17 protein-coding genes are annotated in these 24858 nt (G+C 34.9%); 8 read left to right on the forward strand and 9 right to left on the reverse strand.

What is annotated here, in order from left to right:
* Nucleotides 1-60 precede the first annotated feature (60 nt).
* From J2W95_RS03860 to J2W95_RS03875, 4 genes are all read left to right on the forward strand, one after another.
* The gene (locus tag J2W95_RS03860) at nucleotides 61-519 is read left to right on the forward strand and encodes a DUF1573 domain-containing protein (protein ID WP_310004124.1); all 459 of its coding nucleotides are present in this window, start codon (nucleotides 61-63) and stop codon (nucleotides 517-519) included.
* Nucleotides 520-598: 79 nt separating this feature from the next.
* The gene (locus J2W95_RS03865; protein ID WP_310004126.1) at nucleotides 599-1129 is read left to right on the forward strand and encodes an RNA methyltransferase; all 531 of its coding nucleotides are present in this window, start codon (nucleotides 599-601) and stop codon (nucleotides 1127-1129) included.
* A gap of 86 nt (nucleotides 1130-1215) precedes the next feature.
* A complete protein-coding gene (locus tag J2W95_RS03870) occupies nucleotides 1216-3372 on the forward strand; it encodes a T9SS type B sorting domain-containing protein (RefSeq protein WP_310004128.1) in 2157 nt (718 codons plus the stop codon).
* Nucleotides 3373-3452: 80 nt separating this feature from the next.
* Nucleotides 3453-5699 carry a T9SS type B sorting domain-containing protein gene (locus J2W95_RS03875; protein WP_310004130.1) on the forward strand — a complete coding sequence of 749 codons (2247 nt, stop codon included), beginning with the start codon at nucleotides 3453-3455 and terminating at the stop codon, nucleotides 5697-5699.
* A 2-nt stretch (nucleotides 5700-5701) separates the two neighbouring features.
* Here the strand turns inward: J2W95_RS03875 and folK are convergent, their stop codons facing one another.
* A complete protein-coding gene (gene folK, locus J2W95_RS03880; RefSeq protein ID WP_310004132.1) occupies nucleotides 5702-6838 on the reverse strand; it encodes a 2-amino-4-hydroxy-6-hydroxymethyldihydropteridine diphosphokinase in 1137 nt (378 codons plus the stop codon).
* A 126-nt stretch (nucleotides 6839-6964) separates the two neighbouring features.
* On the opposite strand from folK, the gene sppA reads away from it, so the two are divergent.
* From sppA to J2W95_RS03895, 3 genes are all read left to right on the forward strand, one after another.
* On the forward strand, nucleotides 6965-8722 hold the full coding sequence (gene sppA, locus J2W95_RS03885) for a signal peptide peptidase SppA (RefSeq protein WP_310004134.1): 1758 nt from the start codon (nucleotides 6965-6967) through the stop codon (nucleotides 8720-8722).
* A gap of 132 nt (nucleotides 8723-8854) precedes the next feature.
* Entirely contained in the window at nucleotides 8855-11491 is a 2637-nt protein-coding gene (locus J2W95_RS03890; protein WP_310004136.1) for an AsmA family protein, read from the forward strand.
* A gap of 393 nt (nucleotides 11492-11884) precedes the next feature.
* Entirely contained in the window at nucleotides 11885-12421 is a 537-nt protein-coding gene (locus tag J2W95_RS03895; protein ID WP_310004138.1) for a hypothetical protein, read from the forward strand.
* A gap of 269 nt (nucleotides 12422-12690) precedes the next feature.
* On the opposite strand, the gene J2W95_RS03900 is transcribed toward J2W95_RS03895, so the two are convergent.
* Nucleotides 12691-13485 (reverse strand): DUF2797 domain-containing protein, encoded by a 795-nt coding sequence (locus J2W95_RS03900; RefSeq protein ID WP_310004140.1) that lies wholly within the window; start codon nucleotides 13483-13485, stop codon nucleotides 12691-12693.
* A 180-nt stretch (nucleotides 13486-13665) separates the two neighbouring features.
* Here J2W95_RS03900 and J2W95_RS03905 point away from each other — a divergent pair, with 180 nt between their 5' ends.
* The gene (locus J2W95_RS03905) at nucleotides 13666-15180 is read left to right on the forward strand and encodes a GH3 auxin-responsive promoter family protein (RefSeq protein ID WP_310004142.1); all 1515 of its coding nucleotides are present in this window, start codon (nucleotides 13666-13668) and stop codon (nucleotides 15178-15180) included.
* Between the two features lie 228 nt (nucleotides 15181-15408).
* Here the strand turns inward: J2W95_RS03905 and J2W95_RS03910 are convergent, their stop codons facing one another.
* From J2W95_RS03910 to J2W95_RS03940, 7 genes are all read right to left on the reverse strand, one after another.
* The gene (locus tag J2W95_RS03910; RefSeq protein ID WP_310004144.1) at nucleotides 15409-15939 is read right to left on the reverse strand and encodes an SRPBCC family protein; all 531 of its coding nucleotides are present in this window, start codon (nucleotides 15937-15939) and stop codon (nucleotides 15409-15411) included.
* 11 nt (nucleotides 15940-15950) lie between these two features.
* Complete coding sequence (locus J2W95_RS03915; protein ID WP_310004146.1) at nucleotides 15951-16391, reverse strand: VOC family protein; 441 nt, start codon at nucleotides 16389-16391, stop codon at nucleotides 15951-15953.
* A 162-nt stretch (nucleotides 16392-16553) separates the two neighbouring features.
* Nucleotides 16554-16964, reverse strand: coding sequence for an SRPBCC family protein (locus J2W95_RS03920; RefSeq protein ID WP_310004148.1), 411 nt, complete (start codon nucleotides 16962-16964; stop codon nucleotides 16554-16556).
* A 131-nt stretch (nucleotides 16965-17095) separates the two neighbouring features.
* The gene (gene clpX, locus J2W95_RS03925) at nucleotides 17096-18328 is read right to left on the reverse strand and encodes an ATP-dependent Clp protease ATP-binding subunit ClpX (RefSeq protein ID WP_194641850.1); all 1233 of its coding nucleotides are present in this window, start codon (nucleotides 18326-18328) and stop codon (nucleotides 17096-17098) included.
* Nucleotides 18329-18408: 80 nt separating this feature from the next.
* Nucleotides 18409-19083 carry an ATP-dependent Clp endopeptidase proteolytic subunit ClpP gene (gene clpP / locus J2W95_RS03930; RefSeq protein ID WP_310004150.1) on the reverse strand — a complete coding sequence of 225 codons (675 nt, stop codon included), beginning with the start codon at nucleotides 19081-19083 and terminating at the stop codon, nucleotides 18409-18411.
* A gap of 188 nt (nucleotides 19084-19271) precedes the next feature.
* On the reverse strand, nucleotides 19272-20597 hold the full coding sequence (locus tag J2W95_RS03935; RefSeq protein ID WP_310004152.1) for a trigger factor: 1326 nt from the start codon (nucleotides 20595-20597) through the stop codon (nucleotides 19272-19274).
* A gap of 333 nt (nucleotides 20598-20930) precedes the next feature.
* Entirely contained in the window at nucleotides 20931-24308 is a 3378-nt protein-coding gene (locus J2W95_RS03940) for a PAS domain S-box protein (protein ID WP_310004154.1), read from the reverse strand.
* Nucleotides 24309-24858: the final 550 nt, after the last annotated feature.

The following is a 24858-nucleotide window of genomic DNA, read 5'->3' on the forward strand; positions in this document are numbered from 1 at the left end:
AAAATTTACAATACAATTTTGTTAATTTGTATAAATTTGTCATTCAAATCTAGAACAACTATGAGAAAATTACTTTTATTAGCTATGCTAACTATCTTAGGAACTACTGTTTCTAATGCACAAGAGACTTCTAAAAAAACTAAAAAAGCAAATACAACTGCAACATTACCAAAAGTAGACGGAGCAGGAATGGTTTTTGAAAACGAAACTATTGATTACGGTACAGTAGCTCACAACGCTGATGGTAACCGTCAATTTGTTTTTACTAACAATGGTAACAAACCATTAATTATCACAAATACTCAAGGATCTTGTGGATGTACTGTACCAACTACACCAAAAGAGCCAATTGCTCCAGGAGCTAAAGGTATTATTGGAGTAAAATATGCTACCGACAGAGTAGGTCCATTTACAAAAACTGTAACTGTAACTTCAAATGCAGCTGGACAGCCTTCAAAAACACTTACTATAAAAGGAACTGTTTTACCAGATGCTGCACCTGCAACAACAAAAAGCTAACATTACTTTTTTATCAAATAAAAGAAAGGCTTCCTGATTTTTTTTGGGAAGCTTTTTTTATAAAACCAATTATCCTACAATGAGAAAACTTGAAAACAGCGAACTAGAAAGAAAATCAATTGATGATTTTAAGAAATCTGACAAAACTCCTTTGATTTTAGTTTTAGACGACATTCGCAGTTTGCACAACATAGGATCAGTTTTCAGAACGGCCGATGCTTTTTTGATTGAAAAAATAATCTTGTGTGGTATCACTGCCACTCCTCCAAACAAGGAAATTCACAAAACTGCCCTTGGTGCCACCGAAACCGTAACTTGGGAACATCATGAAAACGTACTGGAAGTTATCTCAAATTTAAAAAAGGAAAACATCATTACTCTTTCCATTGAACAAGTGGAAAGCTCTGTTTTTCTTCAAGATTTTAAAGTAGATAAAAACCAAAAATATGCTTTAATTTTTGGAAATGAAGTCTATGGTGTAGCACAGGAAGCTGTAGCTTTATGCGACGGATGCATTGAAATTCCACAATTAGGGACCAAACATTCTTTGAATATTTCTGTAAGTGCTGGCATTGTCGTTTGGGATTTATTCAAACAATTTAACAATTAAAAGTCAATTTGTAATTCCTATTTTTTTTATCTAATAAACTTCTAAACAAACTTTTGCATTTTGATTTAAAAGTTTATTTTTATAAAATGAAAATTAAGCCTCACATTAACATACTATTGCTTTTTGCATTTTCAATATATAATTTTGGTCATGCAAATTCAATTCCTAATCCTCCCAAAAAAGGAGTTACAGCTTCATTAACAAAAACCCATTCCCTTGCTGATAACGCTCCAGTTCTAACAGCAACTGGGAATCAAGTCTATTGCCCTTTAACCAATGTCAACATTGTAACTTCCATTTCTATTTCAGATCCAGACACAGTCGAGACTCTTATTGATGCCATTTACATCCAGATTTCATCAGGTTATGTTATAGGGAAAGATAAGCTTTCGCTTAATACAACCACAACTCCTCATCCAAAAGTTATAGCCGATTGGAATCAAAATGAAGGGAAATTAACATTAAAAGGAACTGGAGCACCAATGAGCTATGCAGATTTTGAAAATGCTATAAGAGATGTTCAATTTAACAACTCCTCAACAACACCTAATGGAACTAGAAATTTTTCTATTAGCATAGGCCAAGCCAATTATTTACCTAGAAATGGACATTATTACGAATATGTGCCCTTCACTGGAATTTCTTGGACTAGCGCTAGAGATGCAGCAGAAATCAGAACCTATTATGGATTAAAAGGCTATCTAGCAACTCTTACTGCTGCAGACGAAGCGCAGTTAGCAGGAGAACAAGCGCCTGGAGCAGGATGGATTGGTGGTAGCGACGCCGAAACTGAAGGTGTCTGGAAATGGGTAACTGGTCCAGAAGCGGGTACTGTTTTTTGGAATGGGCTTTCAAATGGATCAACTCCCAATTTTGCCTTTTGGAATAACAACGAACCCAATCAAGCAGGAGTAGAAAATTATGCCCACATCACTAAACCAGGTGTTGGAATTCCTGGTTCTTGGAATGATTTACAGGTTGCCGGAAATCCTAGTGGCGATTACCAATCCAAAGGATACATTGTAGAATATGGAGCGCCTGGAGATCCAGCTTTACAACTTTCGGCATTCACAACCTTAACTATAGCTTCCATAAGCAGTACCACACCAGCATCCAGATGCGATCCAGGAACTGTTACACTACAAGCTACTGCAACATCAGGAACTATTAATTGGTATAATGAATTAACTGATGGCAATCATATAGGCACTGGCTCAAGTTTAACCATACCTTTTTTAAGTACAAACACCACTTATTATGCAGAAACCACAACTACTAATTGTGCTAGTGGCAGAGTTGCCATAGAAGCCAAAATAAACATAATTCCTACAATCATCAATACAAACTCGCCAGCGACAAATTGTGGCCCAGGATTATTTACTTTGACAGCAACAACCTCCTCTGTTGGTACTGTAAATTGGTACTCGCAAGTTGGAGGAAGCGCAATAGGTTCTGGATTATCATATATCACAACTCACATTAGTGCAAATACAACTTATTATGCCGAAGCCACAAACAACGGCTGCACAAACAGCATCAAAGTTCCAGTTGATATACGCGTCTACCCACTACCAGTAGTTATTAATGAAACTGTAAAAAAATGCAGCTCTAGTACAATTACATTGGATGCAGCAATTCCTAATATCAGTTATTTATGGTCAACAAATGAAACTACTCAAACAATTGACGTTTCAACAACTGGAATTTATACTGTGGATGTTACTAGTCAAGCACCCGAAAGTTGTACCAACAGGAAAACAATTACAGTATCAGAAGATAATAAACCCGAAATAAAAAATGTAGCAGTTAATGAAGCAACTGTCGCTATAGAACTTGTAAAAAGCGAGGATTATTTTGAATTCTCAATCGACGGAATTAACTACCAAAATTCCAATGTTTTTAACAATGCTCCCAGCGGACTACAATCTGCTTATGTACGTGACATCAATAAATGTAGCACTGACAACGAACCTTTCATAGTTATCATTGTTCCTAAATTTTTCACACCAAACAATGACAGTTTCAATGATATTTGGGAAGTAAAAGGATTAGCAGAATACCCTTTGGGAGAAGTTACTCTTTTCGACCGTTATGGAAAATTAATCACACGACTCAATCATTCCAATCGTAGTTGGGATGGCACTGTTAACAAAAATCCTTTACCTGCATCTGATTATTGGTACATACTAAAATTAGATCCGAATAGTCCAGAATTGAAAGGTCATTTTTCTTTAAAAAGATAAAAATTAACTTTATATCAATGACAATCATTCATTTTTAACAAGTTTTCATTTATTTTAAAAAAAATGAATACTTTTATAAAATGACAAGGACAAATACTTTTTTCATACTAATATCATTGCTTATAGTTTTTTCAAAACCAAGCTATGCGAATAATATATGTCCAAGAAAAAATGACAGTATTATAAAAAAAGAAAACATACACAGCCCTTTCAATACCAGTAAAAAATCAATATTAGACAACATCCTTCCGATTCTAAAAGCTACTGGAAATCAAATTTATTGTCCACAAACTAGTATTCCTATTGTAACCGACATAAACATTACCGATCCTGATGATACTAGTACTCAATCTATTTACATTCAAATTTCTGTAGGATATAATGATGAACAAGACCTATTAATTCTTACGGGAACACATCCTTCGATTGTATCAAAATGGGATTCTAATTTAGGTAAGTTAAAACTATCGGCTCCCACAAATGGAATTTTGACACCATACACTGAATTTATAGCTGCCATAAAAGATGTTGTCTATACCAATTCGTCTAAAAAACCAACTGGAAACAGAACCTTTTCAATAAGTATTGACAAAGCAAATTATTTACCAAACAATCATCATTTTTACGAATACTTTGAAGCACCTGGAATTACTTGGGGAGATGCAAAAACAGCGGCTGAAACAAAAACTTATTTTGGTTTAAAAGGATATTTAGCAACAATTTTATCTGCTGAAGAACAGCAAATAATTGGAGAACAATTACCTGGAAATGGTTGGGTTGGCGGATCTGATTTTAAAGTAGAAGGAGAATGGAGATGGTTAACAGGTCCAGAAAACGGAACCATGTTCTGGAGTAATCTCGAAACAGGCCCTGGTGGTGTCAAGTATTCAAATATTTTTGGGCAAGGTTATACTCCAAATTTTGCTTATTGGAATAGAAAAAATGGCACCAATAACGAACCCGATAACAATGCAGGCCAAGAACACTATGCTCACATTCTGGACCACGATGCAAATCTTGGAATAAAAGGTTCTTGGATTGACTTAAGCTATTATGGAACAACAACAGGCTCAATGAAATCGAAAGGTTATATCGTAGAGTATGGAGGAATGCCTTCGGAATCTGAACTTCAAATTGCGACAAGCACGACTTTAACCATACCTCAAATCACAAATACCAAACCTGCCTCTAGATGTGATATAGGAGAAGTACCTTTAGAAGCTACAACTAATTTAGGTGAAATTAAATGGTATGAAAATGAAACTGGTGGATCCCCAATTTTTTCTGGCAATCAATTCGTAACTCCAAAATTACCAAACACAACCATCTATTACATAGAAACCTTTTATAACTCCTGTACAAAAACCTCTGAACGCACACCAATAACAGCAACTATTAATACAATTCCAATCATTACAACACCACAAACCACATTTATAACATGCGGACCAGGTGAAGCAACTTTATCAGTACTTTCAAGTGAAGGAGAAACCTATTGGTACGAAGGGCCTAAAAATAACAGCCTTGTTGGAATCGGGACAAGTTTCATCCGAAATTTTTCTACAAACACTAGTTATTATGTTGAAGCTGTCAGCAATGGTTGCACTAATGGCAGTCGAATAAAAATCAATGTAATTGTATATGACTTACCAAAAGTTGAAGACGAAGAAATTCTTTGGTGCACAAAAAATAAAATAACATTGGATGCGACTTTAAACGGAATCTCATATTTATGGTCAACAGGTGAAAATACAAAAACGATAATTCCGACTGCACCTGGAATTTTTAAAGTAGGAATAAAAACTCCTGAACCTGAAAGCTGTACCGTTACAAAAACAATTACGGTTTTTCAGCATCCAATTCCTGAAATTATTGACCCAATTGAAGCAGATGAATCACAAGTAACTATTCGTTTGAAAAATCCACAAAATTATTTTGAATACTCAATAGACGGAATCAATTATCAAAGTTCCAATGTGTTTACAAATGTTACAAGCGGATACCAAACTGCATACGTAAGAGAAACAAATTCATGCGAAAATCCAGTTTCAAAAAATTTTATTGTGCTAATTGCACCCAAATACTTCACTCCAAACAATGACGGGTTTAATGATGTTTGGGAAGTAAAAGGATTGGTCAATTATCCATTAGCTGAGATAACAATTTTTGACCGTTATGGAAAAATGATCACCCAACTTAATGATTCGAATCGTGGTTGGGACGGCAGTATCAACAAAAACATTTTACCTGCAACCGATTATTGGTATGTATTAAAATTAGACCCAAATAGTCCAGAAGTGAAAGGTCATTTCTCTTTAAAAAGATAATGCTACAGATTGTTTTTCTCTTGGATAGAATTTAAAATAAAAAGATAATCTTCCTGATTATTTACAAAATCACGATCGGAAACATCGATGATTAAAACATTCAAATCGGTTTGAGTCTTGATGAATTCCAAGTAGCCTTTGTTTATTTTTTCCAAATACTCCGCCGTGATATCTTGCTCGTAGCTTCTGCCTCGGTTTTTTATATTTTGCAATAATCGATTTGTATTTTGATAGAGATAAATATACAAATCAGGCTTTGGCATTTCTTTATAAATAATATCAAATAATGTTCGATACAATCTAAACTCGTCATCTTCTAGCGTAATTTTGGAAAACAACAAGGATTTAAAAATATGATAATCAGCGATAATAAAATCCTTAAAAAGGTCAAACTGTGACAAATCATCTGATAACTGTTGGTATCTGTCGGCCAAAAAAGACATTTCAAGTGAAAACGCGTAACGGCTTTGGTCTTCATAAAATTTAGGCAAAAATGGATTATCTGCAAAACGCTCCAAAACGGTTTTAGCATTAAAATCTTCAGCCATTTTTAGTGCCAAAGTTGATTTTCCCGCACCAATATTACCTTCTATAGCAATGTAATTATATTGGTTTAATATTATTGTATCCAAAGGGCTTTTTAATTTTTGGACAACTTTGCACTCACTATTATCAGGCGTAATCTGAATCAACTCCGAAATTGTTTTTTTCAAAACTGGATGTGTCCAATCTATATTCAAATCCTGAAAAGGCAACAAAACAAACTTTCGATTTTGCATTAGCGGATGCGGAATTTGAAGATGATCCAAATCAAGGATTTCATTAGCAAAAGCAATCAAATCAATATCAATAATTCTGGATTGATAACCCGCATTTTCATTACGAATACGACCCAACTTTTTTTCTATTTGTAAAACTAACTCCAAGATTTTCTGAGCAGAAAAAGATGTATGCAAAACTAAGGCACAATTATAAAATGCTTCACTTTCAAAACCCCAAGAAGGAGTTTCGTATAATTTTGAAACTTTTATAATAGTACCGATTTCCTGATGAATCAATTCAAGACACAATTCAATGTTATTCAAACGATTGCCTTGATTGCTCCCTAGAGATAAAATAACCTGATGCTGTAATTCCATATTAGGCACAAATTAAGCAAAAGAATTTTAGAATAACAGTATATTTGTCCAGAGTGTTTTAATTTATTTTCAGCATTAACTGTAACAAATCTGCACTTTTTGCAACTTATTAGAAAAATATAATATATGAGATTTTTAGGAAATGTAATGGCTACCATTATTGGTATTTTTATTTTTTTTATGTTGTTTTTCTTCGGGATAGTACTCATAGGAACACTATTTGGTGAAGAATCAGAAGGAATTGAAGTCAAAAACAATTCAGTCATTGAATTGAACATGAAGGACATTTCCAACGACTATGCCGGAAAATACAAAGATCCATGGATGGATGTCTTTTCTGAGAAAAAAAATATTGGACTTACTGATATCATTAATGCTATAGCTACTGCAAAAACAGACAGTGATATTAAAGGAATATCTATTTTGAATCAAGATTCTGAACTAGGATTGGCGCAAAGCAAAGAACTTAGAGAAGCTCTGAATGATTTCAAAAAATCAGGAAAGTTTGTTATGGCCTACGCCAATAATTATACACAAAGAGATTATTACTTAAATTCCGTTGCCAACATTATTTATCTGAATCCTGCCGGAGACCTTGATTTTAAAGGACTATCTACAGAAATAATGTTCTTTAAAGACTTACAGGAAAAATCCGGAGTTAAAATGGAAGTCATTCGTCACGGAAAATACAAAAGCGCTGTTGAACCATTCCTGGAAAACAAAATGAGCGATGCCAATAGAGAGCAAACTACTGCTTTATTAAACTCTGTATGGAGTTCTGTTGTTGCCGATATTTCGGAAAGTCGTAATATATCCACAGCGCGATTGAATGAAATTGCGACTGGCTTATTGGCTCGTACCCCAGAAATGGCAAAGGCAAATAAACTTATTGACATTGTTGCCTACGAAGATGTTTATCACGATGCAATCAAAAAAGCATTGAAAGTCGCAACTGATGAAGATTACAACAAAGTATCGATAACCGATTATGCACAAAAAGTAGCAACAACATCCATAATTTCAGACTCAGATGATCAAATTGCTGTAATTTATGCGCAAGGCGAAATTGAAAGTGGTGAAGGTGATGTCAACGTAATAGGAGAAGGTTCTATGCGCCGTTCGCTTCAAGAAGCCAGAAAAAACAAAGACATAAAAGCGATTGTTCTTAGAATAGACAGCCCAGGTGGAAGTGCCTTGACCTCCGATTTAATTTGGAGAGAAATTGAATTGACCAAAAAAGTGAAACCCGTTGTTGTATCAATGGGTAATTATGCCGCTTCCGGAGGGTATTATATTGCTTGTAATGCAAACACCATTTTTGCAGAAAAAAATACTATTACAGGATCAATTGGAGTTTTTGGAGTTTTACCTAACCTTAGCCAACTATCTACAAAAATAGGAGTCAACACAGAACAAGTAATGACCAATGAAAATGCAAATTACAGTCCGTTTGTACCTTTGAATGAAAAATTCAAAGCAGTAACTCTCGAAAGTGTTGAGAGAGTCTATAAAACATTTGTTAGTCACGTTGCCGAAGGGCGAAAAATGACATTTGCACAAATAGATTCGATTGCTCAAGGTCGTGTTTGGACTGGTTCTCAAGCCAAGGAAATTGGATTGGTTGATAAAATCGGAAATTTAGATGATGCCCTAAAAGAAGCCGCATCATTGGCAAAAATCAAAAATTATTCCACACAAAACTTCCCGATTTACGAAAAAGATTTTAGCGAATTATTTGAAAATTTCCCATTTGCCAAATCAAAAGAAGCACTAATCAAAGGAGAAATAGGAGAAGAAAATTATTTTATTTTGCAACAAATTAAAAAAATACAAATGCAAAAAGGAATACAAGCTCGAATGCCTTTTGAAATTTCAATCCATTAGTTTTTTAAAATAATAAAACCCAACCCCTTTCCGTTTAAAACTGAAAGGGGTTCTTTTTTATAAATTTTAACAGAACAACTAATTAATAAACCCTTATTTTTGTAAAAAAAATAACCCAACCTATCTACCTATATGTTAAAGAAAATTTTAAAAATCGTTGGAATCGTATTAGTCGTGCTAGCCGCGTCCCTATTTGCTATTCCGTATTTCTTTAAAGATCAAATTAAAGCCAAAATTACTGAGGCCATCAACGAAAAAGTAGATGCCAAAGTTTCCTTTTCGGATGCCGATCTGAGCTTATTCAAAAATTTCCCGAAAGCAACAGTTACTTTGGATAAATTATTAATTATCAACAAAGCTCCTTTTGAAGGAGATACTTTGGTTTCATTGGGTGAATTGAACCTTAAAATGTCCATCAAAGAATTATTCAAGGGCAAGGAAGAAGCTATGCAAATTGAAGGCATCAGTTCCAAAAACGGTTTCATCAACATCATCTTCAACAAAGACGGAATTGGGAATTTTGATATTGCTTTAAAAGACGATAAACCTAAAGAGGAAGGTAAAAGCGAACCTATGTCGTTGAAAATTCAGAAATATCAAATCGAAAATTTCAAGTTCCAATACTTTGATGAATCTTCTCAAATGAGAATGGTCATTGACAGTTTAAACCACGAAGGAACAGGTGATTTTAGTGACACAAAATTGGATTTAGACACCAAGTCAACTGCTAAAGTATCATTCGATATGGGCAAAATCAATTACATGAAAAATGTTGCCTTGTCATTGGATGCAGTTCTTGGGATTGATTTAGAGAAAAGCAAATATACTTTTAAGAAAAACAAAGCTTTGATCAACCAATTACCTTTAGAATTTGATGGTTTTATTCAAATGGTCGATGCAGGACAAGTCTATGATTTAAAATTCAAAACTCCCACTTCCTCATTCAAGAATTTCTTGGGGTTGATTCCAGCTGCTTACTCTTCCAGTTTAGAAGGTGTAAAAACAACCGGAGATTTTACGGTTAATGGTTTTGCTAAAGGAATGCTAACGGACACTACCATTCCAAAATTCAACATCGCCATTGCTTCCAACAACGGTTCTTTTCAATACCCGAGCTTACCGAAATCAGTTCAAAGTATTGTTATCGATACCAAAATTGTGAACGAAACGGGAATAATGAATGACACTTACGTTAATCTAGACAAACTTTCTTTCCGAATCGATCAAGATGTTTTTAATGCCAAAGCAAATATCAAAAACATCAGCACCAATGCTTTGGTTGATGCCGCTTTGAAAGGAACAATCAACTTAGCGAATCTTTCCAAAGCATATCCTATCAAACTGGACAAACCGCTTACTGGAATTTTGAAAGCGGATGTGACAACCAAATTCGATATGGCTTCGGTAGAGAAAAGTCAGTACCAAAACATAAACAATGCTGGAACTATCGGTTTAACAGGATTTAATTATGCTGACGCCAATGGCAAGAATATGACCATCAGCAATGCCTTAGTACAATTCAACCCAAGCCAAGTTCATTTGAAACAATTCAATGCCAAAACAGGAAAAAGCGACCTTAGCGTAACGGGAGTTTTGGATAATTTTTATGGTTTTATGTTTAGAAAACAAGAATTGAAAGGAAATTTCAACTTGTCTTCAAACCAACTTGCCGTTAGTGATTTCATGACAACCAGCACTGCTCCAGCAGCTACCGGTGCAACTGAAACTGAGGCTACAACTGCAAAGACAAAAAAAGCAGAACCATTGAAAATTCCAGCTTTCTTAAATTGTACACTTACCGCAAAAGCCAATACGGTTTTATATGACAACTTAACTCTGAAAGATGTTTCGGGGAAAATGATTATCAAAGACGAGAAAGTAACTTTGGAAAATGTAAAAACATCCATTTTTGGAGGAAATATTGGTGCTAGCGGATCGGTTTCCACAAAAGGGAAAACGCCAGTATTTGACATGAATCTTAACTTGAACCAAGTTGATATTCAACAAAGTTTCACTCAATTGGATATGTTGAAAAAAATTGCTCCAATTGCAGGAATCGTAAATGGAAAAGTAAACACAACTATCAAATTAAACGGAAACCTAGACGCTACCGAAATGACTCCTGATTTAAAAACGATTTCAGGTGACTTGATTGGGCAATTACTTTCAACTACCATAAACTCCAACAATTCGACATTGTTAACAGCGTTGACTTCTAATTTAAAATTTGTTGATTTAAGTAAAATAAACCTTAATGATATCAAAGCTGCGCTTACTTTCAAAGATGGAAAAGTAAACGTAAAACCTTTTGAGATTAAATACCAAGACATCAAAGCGGTTGTGGGTGGTTCTCATGGTTTTGACCAAAATATGGATTACAACATCAAGTTTAATGTTCCTGCCAAATACCTTGGCAAAGAAGCTAATGCTTATATCTCGAAAATGTCACCTGCTGATGCGGCTAAATTTGAGAACATTCCTGTAACTGCATTAATGACCGGAACATTCAGCAATCCTAAAATCTCATCCGACATGAAAGCGGCTGTGACTAACTTAACTATGCAATTGGCCAAACAGCAATCTGATAAATTACTTAAAAAAGGAAGTTCCGTATTGGATAAATACATAAATACCAACACAAAACCTGGCACTGACACCACTAAAACCAGTGCCCAAAAAGAAGACATAAAACAGAAAGCCAGCAGTTTAATCAACGGTTTGTTCAAAAAGAAAAAACCAGCAGAACCTACAACACCTGCAACACCATAAATTGTTTAAATCAAAACTAAAAGCCGCCTCCAATTTTGTATTGTGAGGCGGCTTTTTTATTAACCTGAGTACAATTAATTGATTTTGGAGCAGAAAAATTTGTTGTTTTTAGCAATATCAGTCCCGCTATCCGTTGCAATCTCCCGAAGAAAAATCGGGAGGATTTTCACTACTATCGGGACTAAAAGGAGGCATTTTGCATTTTCGTCATTATCCAAAAGAAAACAAGCAAAAATTACGCTTAGCAGGATTGTGACTATTATTTTCTATATTTGGAAAAGACGAAAAGAAACGAACTTTCGCCAATCTACCGGATACTGGGCATATATACGAAGATTTGTAGTGCATATTTAGGAGTTGTAAGCAATTCAAAATCATAACGCATAGAAATAAATGAATTCAGATAAAGAAGTAACTAAATCCCTAAATAAAATAGAAAATCTTGATAAAATTTTAAACGATCTATCGAGATATTATTCAGAATTAAAATCAGAGACAATTACACGAGAGGATATTTTTGATACCTTATACCTTTGTCTAAATATTAAATTTGATTGGGAACACCCTCTTGACTTTTGGGATTTGGATATTAGCTATGATGAGGCAAAAAATACCTTAATTAATTTCGACTTCAAAACAATTTTCCACAAGGTCGAATCTGAAAAAGATATTATTCCTCAGGATTTGTTAATGAAAACCAAAGCCCAAATTAAATCTAAAGGTTTGATTTGGTTAATTCACAAATATGACGCTGACCCATTTCCGTCCAATCCACACGCTCACGAATTAGGAAGTGGTCTAAAATTAGACCTCAGAAATGGCAAGTGTTATCGCAAAAAAAAGCAAGTGGCCACGATTAAAAAGAAAGACTTGATTAAAATACGAATTCAAGCCAGTAAAGACTTTGATTTACCTAAATTAGAAATTTAACGGCAGTTTATAACAATTTGTATAGTTTAAGCAGCAAACCATTATTCACTTTTATTAGATTTTATCTATAAAAGATATTACCATTAATATTGAAAAATCCCATTATACACCGTAATGCCGCGTGAGGGATAGAAGCAAGCTACCGAAGTAGCGCGGATAGCCCGACAGCATAAAGTAATGGGGCCGACTCACCGGTATGATAAGTAGACCCCATTACTTTATGGTGGCACGCCCGCACGAGCTTTAGCGAACTGACGAAGTAAATGGTTTTAAATTTCCAAACGCACTACATAGCCCTCAAAACTTCGAACATTGAAAACGGTACCATCTTCAAAAATGAGGTACTGCCCTTTTATACCTACAAGTTTCCCTTTGAAATTGGGTTCTTTGTCAAGGTTTAAGCTGTTTACTTTTTTGGGGTAATTCAATACCGGAAAATGCATTTGGTAAACATCATTTTTCTCCAAATGATAAAATTCTTGCACTTCGGCCGGGATTAGTTTTTCGAGTTTTAATTTCTCGGCTATTAAATCAATATCAACTATGTCATTTTGAACCATTTTACGCCAATTGGTTTTGTCGGTAAAATGGCTTTTGAGGGCAACCTCGGTGATTCCTGCCAAGTAACGATTTGGCACTTCTACAATGGAAATAGCCTGGCTCGCGCCTTGATCAATCCATCGTGTTGGCACTTGCGTTTTTCGGGTCACCCCTACTTTGACTTCGCTAGACAAAGCCAAATAAACGACATGCGGCTGCAGCTGCACTTGCTCTTCGTATGCTAAATCACGATCTGCTATACCAAGATGTGCTGTGCTCAACTCAGGTTTCATAATCCAATCGCCCACAGCAGGGCTTGAATAAAAACAATCATAACAAAATCCTTGACGGTATATTTTTTTCTTTTTACCGCAATTCAAACATTGGTATCCCTCAAATTTGATTTCCAATTCTTTGTTTAATACTTGATTCATGTTCAAAAAACTGTTTTCGAAAACCAAATAATATTGAATTGGATCTCCAAATTCGGTTTGCATTTTAGAAAGTACGCCTTGGTATGTCATTTTAGATTGCAGATTTTAGATTATAGATTGCAGGAAGCAAGACTATACATGTTAGAATATTTGACCAAATTCAATCGTTTTTTATAAAAAAACACTATTTTTGGTACTATTGCAAAGTTAGTATTTGTGAATCTATTTTCAAATCTTAAATTGGCAATCATAACCTAAAACCACAACCCAATGCCTTTATCAATTATCAACTCTATCGCTTCTTGGTTTTTAAAACAAAGAATTCACCAGATTGAACTTTTCTTGAAGTATCCTAATGAGGTTCAGGAAGAATTATTGATGAATTTAATCCGTTCTTCTGAAGAAACGGTTTTTGGTAAACAATACGATTATGCATCCATAAAATCATACCAAACCTTTAGCGAAAGAATTCCGATTTCGACTTACGAAGATTTAGAACCTTTTATAGAACGCACCCGAAAAGGTGAACAAAATGTGCTTTGGGAAACCCCAATAAAATGGTTTGCCAAATCAAGCGGAACGACCAATGCCAAAAGTAAATTTATACCGGTAAGTAACGAAGCCCTTGAAGATTGTCATTACAAAGGAAGCAAGGATTTATTGTGCCTGTATTTGAACAACAATGAGGAATCGGAAATGTTTGTGGGCAAGAGTCTTCGTTTGGGAGGAAGTTCACAAATTTATGAAAACAACAATACTTTTTTTGGGGACTTATCGGCGATTTTGATTGAGAACATGCCTATTTGGGCAGAATTCAGTAGTACGCCGAGCAGCAAAATTTCTTTGATGAGCGAATGGGAGACCAAAATAGGTGCCATCATCAATGAAACCAAAAATGAAAATGTAACTAGCTTTGCTGGTGTTCCTTCTTGGATGTTGGTCTTATTGAACAAGATTCTCGAAGAAACAGGAAAAACAAACTTGATGGAAGTGTGGCCAAACTTGGAAGTGTATTTCCATGGAGGTGTAAGTTTTGATCCTTACAGAGAACAATACCAAAAAATACTACCACATAACCAATTTAAATACTACGAAATTTATAACGCCTCCGAAGGTTTTTTTGCCATTCAGGATTTGAATAATTCCAGTGATTTATTGCTAATGTTGGATTACGGAATCTTTTACGAATTTATCCCGATGGATACTTTTGGCACTCCTGAACAAAAAGCCGTTCGATTAGCGGATGTGCAATTGTTCAAGAATTATGCAATGGTGATTACTACTAATGGTGGTTTATGGAGATACTTAATAGGTGATACCGTTCGTTTTACTTCCTTAAATCCGTACCGTATCCGAGTGACTGGACGAACCAAACATCATATTAATGTTTTTGGCGAAGAATTAATGGTCGAAAATACCGATCAGGCCATTGCCAAAGCTTGTCAAATCACTGAAACCGAAGTAGTCGATTATACAGTTGCCCCAATTTTCATGAAAGACAAGGAAAAAGGAGGCCACGAATGGATGATTGAATTCAAGAAAAAACCAAAAGACATTGCCGCTTTCCAAAAAGCATTGGATGAAACTCTCCAATCCCTAAATTCAGATTACGAAGCCAAACGCTACAACAACATGACTCTTAATCCACTGGTGATTAACGTGGCAAGAGAACGATTGTTTTATGATTGGCTCAAAGAAAGCGACAAACTGGGAGGACAACACAAAATCCCAAGATTATCCAACAAAAGAGATTATCTCGAACAATTGAAAAAGATGCAAAACTAATCTGTTATGAAAAAAACATTACTCCTATTAACTGTTATAATGATTACTTCTTGTAGCTCCTCCAGTCATATTTGTGGCGGTAGTGGCGGAAAAACATGCATCAAAACTACTTCTAAAACAAATATCAATAAAGGTCTTGACACCTAGAAACCAGTTCCTCTTTCTATATAAAAACAAAAGTCATTCAAATTAGATTTTTGAATGACTTTTGCTTTTATTCGATAATCACTATTTTTCCAATATCTTTTTCAGATTGGCCAAATTTTGGGTCTGAGCATCAGTAATGAATTTTTCTCCTATAAAGTTCATCAAATTCATTGGATAAGATGCATGACCATAAAACTCAGCTGTAACTTTTGTTTCATTTTCTGAGATTGATTCTAATAACGTGCTTGCTTTATTATCACCTTTCATCGGACGTTCAAAATGCAAATCGACATCGATTCTGTCTTCGGAAATAGCCGTAATAATTTGCGAACCAGCCCCAACATTATCATCTTTACTGTCCCAAGAAGCTTTGAACCCTACAGTTCCATCAACGCCTTGATAATCCATATTTATATTTGGATCTTGCATGACCCAAATACTATAATTCTCCTGATTTTCAATCAATTTCACATAATCAAAAACCACTTGCTTTGGCTTGTTAATAGTTGTTGAAACCGAAACCGAATAATCATTTGGGATAAAGAGCGCGATGATTAGCAATAAAGCTATTAGACTAACTATTCCTAAACCTATAAATTTTAATATTTTCATAAAATATCAGGTTAATTATTTGGAGTTTCATCAAAATTAACCATCCAGTGAATTCCAAATTTATCTACAAACATTCCAAAATAGGCACCCCAAAAAGTTTGACTCATAGGCATAAAAGGATTTCCTCCCGCGGATAGTCCATTGAAAAGTTTATCAGCTTCCTGCTTACTTTCGGTATTAATCGAAATTGAAACATTCGAACCAATAGCAACCGCACCACTAGCTTCATTACTGTCACTTCCCATCAAGATAGAATCTTTACCTATCGGCAAGGAAATATGCATGATTTTGTTTTTATCCTCTTCCGTTATTGTCTCTACACCTGTAGCATCAGCGGGCATGTCATTAAACTTTCCTACATAAGGGAATTCTCCACCAAAAACCGATTGATAAAACAAAAAAGCTTCTTCGCAGTTTCCATTAAAAATTAAATACGGATTGATTGTTGCCATAATATTTTGATTTTTTTTTAGTTATTAAGATTCTCAGAAACTAAGTTACTAAGATTTTAGAAGACTATATAAAGTTTGAATTCAAGGGTTGTCATTGGTTCAATTTTGATATTTTATTAAAATCCATTGCAAAACGTCCCAATGATGTCATTCTTGTTTTTTTTAAATATAAAAATCCTCAACATATTTTTTAAAATTATCCAAAATAGCTTGCCATCCACCTCTTTGCATTTCCTCTGGATTTACTGTTTCTGGGTCAAAACTTTCGATTACCTCAATGCCGGTCTGAGTTTCTGTAAAATACACATCAACCTTTCTTCCGTCGGCCATTACATATTTAATGGCTTTATTATGTTCTACCAATGTGTATTCACCTTCAAAATCAAAACTCATCGAGCCGTCTTTTGCAGCCATAGTGGATTTAAATCTCCCTCCAGTACGCAAATCATTTTCGGCATAGGGTGTATGCCAATCGTCTGAGGCATTGTTCCATTTGGTAATATGTTCCGGACTCGTCCAACACTCCCAAACGGTTTTTATTGGTGCATTGATATTCGATTGTACTGTTATCATATTATTATTTTTTCCTGAATTTGTATTTCTCTTTTTTTTATAAAATTACAAATATTCTCAAATTAAATTCATTTTAAGGCATAAAAAAACCTGCTCTATAACAGAGCAGGTTTGTATTAAGTTACTGAACCTTAAGAAGCTATCTCCAAACGTTTCAATAAATTTTTATTCAAAGTTTCTTTGGCGTATTCCATATCAATTTCCAATTTCTTATCATCAGAGCTTGGTAATTCATACATCGCATCGGTTAGAATGGCTTCGCATAGCGAACGCAATCCACGAGCACCCAATTTATATTCCAATGCTTTTTCTACAATAAAATCAAGAGCTTCATCTGTAATAGTGAAATCCACCTCATCCATCAAAAACAGTTTTTGATATTGCTTTATTAAAGCATTTTTAGGCTGTGTCAAGATTGCACGTAATGTTTCTCTATCCAAAGGATCCATGTGTGTCAAAACAGGCAAACGACCAATAATTTCAGGAATTAAACCAAAATCTTTGATGTCTTTTGGAATAATGTATTGTAACAAATTGTCTTTGTCAATATTATCCACATTTTTAGATGTAGAATAACCTACTGCCTGACGGTTCAAACGTTTTGAAATAATACGCTCCACTCCATCAAAAGCACCTCCGGCGATGAACAAAATGTTCTGAGTATTTACCTCAACGAATTTTTGATCAGGATGCTTACGCCCACCTTTTGGCGGTACATTAACAACAGTTCCTTCCAATAATTTCAACAAGGCTTGCTGTACTCCTTCCCCAGAAACATCACGAGTGATTGAAGGGTTGTCGCTTTTACGGGCAATTTTATCAATTTCATCAATAAAAACAATTCCTCTTTCAGCTTTGGTTACATCATAATCGGCAGCTTGTAAAAGACGAGTCAAAATACTTTCAACATCTTCTCCCACATAACCGGCTTCGGTAAGTACTGTTGCATCAACAATTGCAAGCGGCACGTCCAACATTTTGGCAATCGTTTTGGCAACCAATGTTTTTCCTGTACCAGTTTGCCCCACCATTATGATATTGCTTTTTTCAATCTCTACCTCATCGTCCAATTGCTGTTGCATCAAACGTTTGTAGTGATTGTAAACCGCAACAGACATCACTTTTTTGGTTTGTTCCTGTCCAATTACATATTGATCAAGGAAAGCTCTAATTTCTTTTGGTTTCTTTAAAATTAAATCACCAACCAGTTTCGAACCTCTGTTTGTTTTTAATTCTTCTAGAACAATTCCATGCGCTTGTTCGATACATTTATCACAAATGTGAGCATCGATTCCAGCAATCAATAAATTCGTTTCCGGTTTTTTCCTTCCGCAGAAAGAACATTGTAATACTTGTTTTGCCATCTTTTTAGATTGCAGATTTCAGATTTTAGATTTTAGATTGCAACAAACTGCTATCTAAAATCTAAAATCTGTTATCTAATTTAACTTCTTCTCAACACTTCATCAATCATTCCGTATTCTTTGGCTTCGTCAGCAATCATCCAATAATCGCGCTCACTGTCTTTGTGTACTCTTTCAAAAGTTTGTCCTGAATGATGTGAAATAATTTGGTATAACTCATCTTTTAATTTCAACATTTCACGCAAGTTGATTTCCATATCTGTAGCAACACCTTGTGCTCCTCCTGATGGTTGGTGAATCATAACACGTGAATGAGGCAAAGCCGAACGCTTTCCAGCTGCTCCTGCACACAAAAGAACTGCTCCCATAGAAGCGGCCATTCCTGTACAAATTGTAGCTACATCTGGCTTGATGTATTGCATCGTATCATAAATTCCCAAACCTGCATAAACACTTCCTCCAGGTGAATTCAAATAAATCTGAATGTCTTTGGAAGCATCAGCACTTTCCAAGAACAATAACTGTGCCTGAACGATATTTGCAATCTGATCATCAATTCCTGTGCCAAGGAAAATAATTCTGTCCATCATTAATCTCGAAAAAACATCCAATTGCGAAATATTCAATTGACGCTCTTCTATAATATAAGGAGTCATGTTTTTTGGATTCATTGCAGATACTATTTTATCATAGTACATTGCATTTACCCCTTGACCCTTAATAGCAAATTTTTTGAATTCTTTTCCGTAGTCCATTTTAAAAAGTTTATATGTTTATAAGGTATATTTTCTAATGTTTTTCTGTCCAAATGGTAAAGCAAAGGTTGTTCCTTTTTGTTTTTTGTGACAAACTGTCTCGTTTTTCATTATATCAGTACCTATTCAAACAAAAGAGCGCCAAAACAAATATGTTTGACGCTCAAATATACTTATTTTTTTATAAATTATTCTCCGTAAGAAGCGGCAATAAATTCTTCGTAAGTCACTTCTTTAGTAGTTGGATTCGCTTTTTCTTTGAATAATTCAAGTAATTTAGCAGCAACAACTTGGTCAGAAAGTCTTTTCACTTCTTCTTGGTTAGACAATACTCTAGCCACAATTCCTTGAACTTCTTCGTCAGTTGGATTTGTTTGTCCAAATTGAGCCATTTGTCCTTTGATTGCATTTGTTGTAAACGCTTTCAAATCTTCAAAAGTAATTTGGATATTGCTTGTAGCCATTGCTTTTCCTTCAATCAATTGGAAACGCAAACCTCTTTCAGATCTTGCATATTCTACGATTGCTTCTTCTGGAGTCAATTGTTTTTCTCCTACAGTTTGCAACCATTTGATTAAAAATTCAGATGGCAAATCAAATTTTGTATTTTCAATCAAAAATTCTTGAACATCAGCCAATAATTTTTGGTCAGCTTGTTGAGCAAATTGAGATTCAGCATCTTCTTTGATTTTTGCTTTCAAGTCTTCCAATGAAGCTACAGTTCCAGCACCAAAAAGTTTGTCGAATAATTCTTGATTCAATTCAGCTAATTCAGCTCCGTTGATAGCTTCGATTGTGAAGTCAACATCTACAGCCAAACCGTGAACGTTATCGTGACCTACTTTCAAATAATCCATCAATTGGTGGTCATCTTCAAATAAACCTTTAGTATTTACAGTAACTACGTCACCAACTTTTTTACCGATGAATTTGTCAGCAGTCACTTTATCTTTAAAAATTGCCAAAGCAATTGTAGTTGCATTGTTGATTCCTTCAGCCTCGTTAGAGAAAGTTCCAGTAATATCAGAGTCAGCTACAACAACATCTTGAGGAATTGGAGTACCAAATTGTTTTTGGATACGTGCTACTTGACCGTCAATTAATTTATCATCGGCAGTAACAATATATTTTACGATATCATTTTTAGCTTCAAGATCTAATTCAAAACTTGGCACTAAACCAATTTCGTATTCAAAAACCAATTCTTCAGCATCCCAGTTGAAGTCTTCGTTTACTTTAGGAAGTGGAGTTCCCAAAAGATTTAATCTTTCAGATTGCACAAAACGCTCCAAAGCCAAATCAACAACTTTCTTAACTTCTTCTTGTTTGATAGCCTTACCATATTGTTTTTCAACAAGGTCTTTAGGCACAGCACCTTTTCTAAAACCTTTTACAGTCGCCAAAGGCATTTTTTCGTTTATTCTTTTTGCTACCTGTCCTTTGTAATCCATGTGAACAACTGTCATTACAATTGTTTCATTCACAGCGTCTATTGCTACTCTTTTGATATCCATCTTCTTCTTTAATTTACATTATAAAATTGGGTCGCAAAATTATGAAATTTTTGCAACCCAAACAAGTATTTTAAGATTTTGAATTTTAGACAATTATTTAATGAAAATAAGAGTTGAAATACCTTTTTAACAGGAGAAATAAATAAAAGCAAAATTATCTGGGCGAGACCCCATTTTTGGCAAGGGCCAAATCTACTTTGCACTTATGCGGCCCTTCCCAAAAATACGGTCGGGCTATTCGCGCTACTTTGGTAGCTTGCTACTATCCCTCTCGCGAGCGTAAAACGAGAAATTTAGAGTTATGCAACAACATTACATTTATACAGCTTAATTTCAAATAGCATTAGGAAGCGAAAAATAAAAAGTAGTCCCTTTTCCGACTTCGCTTTCTACCCAAATTTCTCCTCCATGTTTTTCAACGAATTCCTGACAAAGTTTCAAACCAAAACCTGTCCCCTTTTCCTCATTTGTCCCAATTAAAGTAAACAATTGTGCTTTGTCAAATATCTTGTTGACATCTTTAGAATCAATACCTACACCATTGTCAGCAATGGAAACTACTGTTTTCTCAGTCGTCTTTTCTGCCTTTATAGTAATTTTACCATCTTCATAAGTAAACTTCAAGGCATTAGAAATCAAATTCCTTAACATAGTATTCAGCATGTTTTTATCAGCGTAAATCTCCAATGAATCCTCACAAAGCTCACAATGTGTCTCAATTGCAATATTTTTAGCAGTGGCTGCAAATTGAAGTAACTCAACAACACCTTGGCATTCTTCTTTAAAATTTATGATTTGAGGATTGAACTTCATTTTACCTGACTTTGCCGTAGCCCACAGCAGTACGTCATCCAATAATTTTGAAGTATTTTTTGCCGATAGATAAACTAAATCTGTGATTTCTTTTATTTCCTCCATATCCATATCGACTATATTTTCATGCATAAGATCTAGCAAACCAACGATACTGTTTACCGGACCTCTCAAATCGTGACCAAGAATAGATATGAAACGATCTTTATCGAGATTTAGCTTTTGAAGCTCCAGTTCCACTTGTTTACGTTCTCTAATATCGTGCCCGTTGATAAACAAAACAGGTTTACTATCAACAAAATGACGTTCTACAGTTAATAATATGGGTACATCCTCCCCATATTTGTTAAGGCAAAGAACTTCCATATTTCGAACAGTCCCTTGCGCTTCCAAAATTTCATGTACTTTTCCACGAAAAGCTGCGTCTTTATACAAATTTAATTCTAAAGGAGTTTTTGAAAAAAATTCCTCTTTACTGTACCCAAATACTTTTGAGGTTGAAACGTTAACTTCCATAAATTTTCCTGTCTGCTCATCCTGTATTGAAATTGCATCGGGACTCGAATTAAAGGCAAACTCAAATTTTTTCTGCGAAATTCTCAATGCCTCTTCCTTTTTCTTTTGCTCAGTTACATCCTGAATATTAACATATAAATAAGGATCATTATCCACATAATAGCGCTCTATGGTTACCAACAAATACAAATCAGCTCCAGATTTATGAAGCCCAACAATTTCCATATTTTGTACATACCCCTGCTTTTTCAAAATTTCAAAGAGTTTTTCTCGAGAACTTGGGTCTTTGTATAGATTTAATTCAAAAGGTGTCTTTGCCAAAGCTTCCTCTCGGCTATGCCCAAATATTCTTGTGTTTGATTCATTGACCTCTAAAATCTTTCGAGTAAGCTCATTCTGTATTAAAATTGCATTGGGACTCGAATTAAAAGCAAACTCAAATTTTTTCTGCGAAATTCTCAATACTTCTTCACTTCTCTTCTGTTCCGTAACATCCTGCAAATCTATATACATGAAAGGCTTATTGTCAACATAATGAAGTTGTACAGTTAACAATAAATGTAAATCTGTTCCCGAAGCATGCAAACCAACAACTTCCATATTTCGAATATACCCCTGATCATTAAAAACTTCTATTGCTCTTTTACGAACCGCTATGTCTTTATATAAATTTAATTCTAGTGAAGTTTTCCCTACAACTTCCTCTTGACTATACCCAAATATTTTTTCAGTTGAAGCATTGGCTTCTGTATATTTTCCAGTTCGTATATCTTGTATTAAAATTGCATTGGGGCTGGAATTGAACGCAAACTCAAATTTTTCTTGCGAAACTCTCAATGCTTCTTCAGATTTCTTGCGTTCCGTTATGTCTCGCGCAATTCCAAACAAACCAACCGTTTTCCCTTCTGTATTTTTAATCGGGCCTTTAGTCGTTAAATAGATAACATCCCCTGATGATGTAGTCAATTGTTCTTCAAAAGTCTTGGTTCTTCCAGATTTCATAATTTGAAAATCCATGTCCCTTGTTTTATTTGCTTCATCTTTAGGAAAAATAACGCTATTATCTTTACCCAAAAGATCTTCAGGACTCATATTGGAACGTTTAGCCCCAGCAGAATTAACGAACAGATAACGCCCATCAAGATCCTTAGCAAAAATACTGTCCGGCAATCCATCCGCAACACTTTTCAACAAAAACTGATTTTGTTGCAATTCTTCTTGTGTGTTTTTTAGAGCTGTAATATCACGGTCAATTCCAAACAAACCAATAGTATTGCCCTGCTCGTCTTTAATTGCCCCTTTGGTTGCCAAATAAACAACGCTCCCTGATGGTGTAGTCTCCTGTTCTTCAAAAGTCCGCGTCTTTCCGTCTTTTATAATTTTAACATCCATTGCCTTTCTTAGATTTGACACATCAGGAGAAAAAACACTGTTAATATCATTACCCAAAAGTTCCTCAGCACTTTTATTAAAACGCTTTGTTAATGCAGAATTTACAAACGTAAAGTTCCCATTAAGATCCTTTGCAAAAATACTGTCCGGTAATCCATCGGTTATACTTTGCATCAAGAATTGGCTTCTCTTCAAATCTGCCTGCGTTTTTTTTAGTTCAGTAATGTCAACGGCAATTCCAAATAAACCAATAGTTTCGCCATGAACATCTTTAATGGGGCCCTTGGTAGTCAAAAAGATAATATCATCCCCTGAAGAGGTAATGTATTGTTCTTCGAAAGTTTGTATCTCCCCTGACTTCAAAACCTCAAGATCCCTTGTCCATGCTTTTTTTACTTGATCAGCAGGGAAAAAAGCGCTATTATCTTTACCCAAAAACTCTTCTGGACTCTTATTAGCATGCTTTGCCATTACAGAATTGACAAACAGATAACGCCCGTCAAGATCCTTGGCAAAAATACCGTCTGGCGTTCCGTTGGCTATAGTTTCCAACAAGAACTGACTTTGCTGCAAATCGGTTTGTGCTTTTTTTAGATCTGTAATATCAAGTTCAATTCCATCCCAACATATAGAACCACCTTCCATAACTTTTGGCGTCGAGACAAACTTGGAAAAACGAATAGTCCCATCGGGATTCTTCATTCTAACTTCACATCTATATGTCGATAAATTTCTTTTGGACTCAGCCTCAGCATCTAATAAAGACTGAACATCCTCCTCTAGGACACGGCCAAATATAAGTGATGGATCAGCCATACCTTCTTCAGGCGTATGCCCATATATTTTTTGGAACGAACCACTTAAATAGGTAAACTTTCGTTCGCCTTTATCATTGGTAACAAGGCGATAAATCATCCCGTCTGCCAAGTTATCACTTATCGAAGTTAAGATCGATTCCTTTTCGGACATTTGATTGGAAATTGATTTCATTTGCATGAATTATTTATTTAATGGTTGCCTTGACTGACTACTACACTAATTTTTTTGAAAATGTCGTAAAAAACAAATATCTTTTAATCAACCTATTTAGTCGATAAAACATTCATTTAAAACGTTTTTTTTTGTGGGGGAATATTCCTTTTTGCAGTGAAATTGAACTGTTTTTTTTGCAAACATTCTGAGCGATAATAAGCACTTAAAAAAAGTGCTAATCTTCGAAAAACTTCAGATTCAATGAACAGAATAAAATCCATTCAAGAAAATTTACAATAAATGGAAATACTATTTCCATTTATTGTGCAAAGTTATGGTTTTCAATTGTCTTTTTAACGTATTGATTTGGACTTTTCACTCGCAAATGCCAGAAATTCAGCAAAGTAGAAAAGCTTTACAATTTAGACAATCGCAAAGAAAACAAAGAGTAACATACTTTGTGGCATTCTTTACAGTTGTACGATTCATTATTTCGATTTATTATGTTAAAAAATTACACTAACCTGTACCGTCTGCAGGCCTTTTCATCAAAAAAAACATCCTAAGA

It is taken from the genome of Flavobacterium granuli (assembly GCF_031456055.1).
In the GTDB taxonomy this organism is placed as follows: Bacteria; Bacteroidota; Bacteroidia; order Flavobacteriales; family Flavobacteriaceae; genus Flavobacterium; species Flavobacterium granuli_A.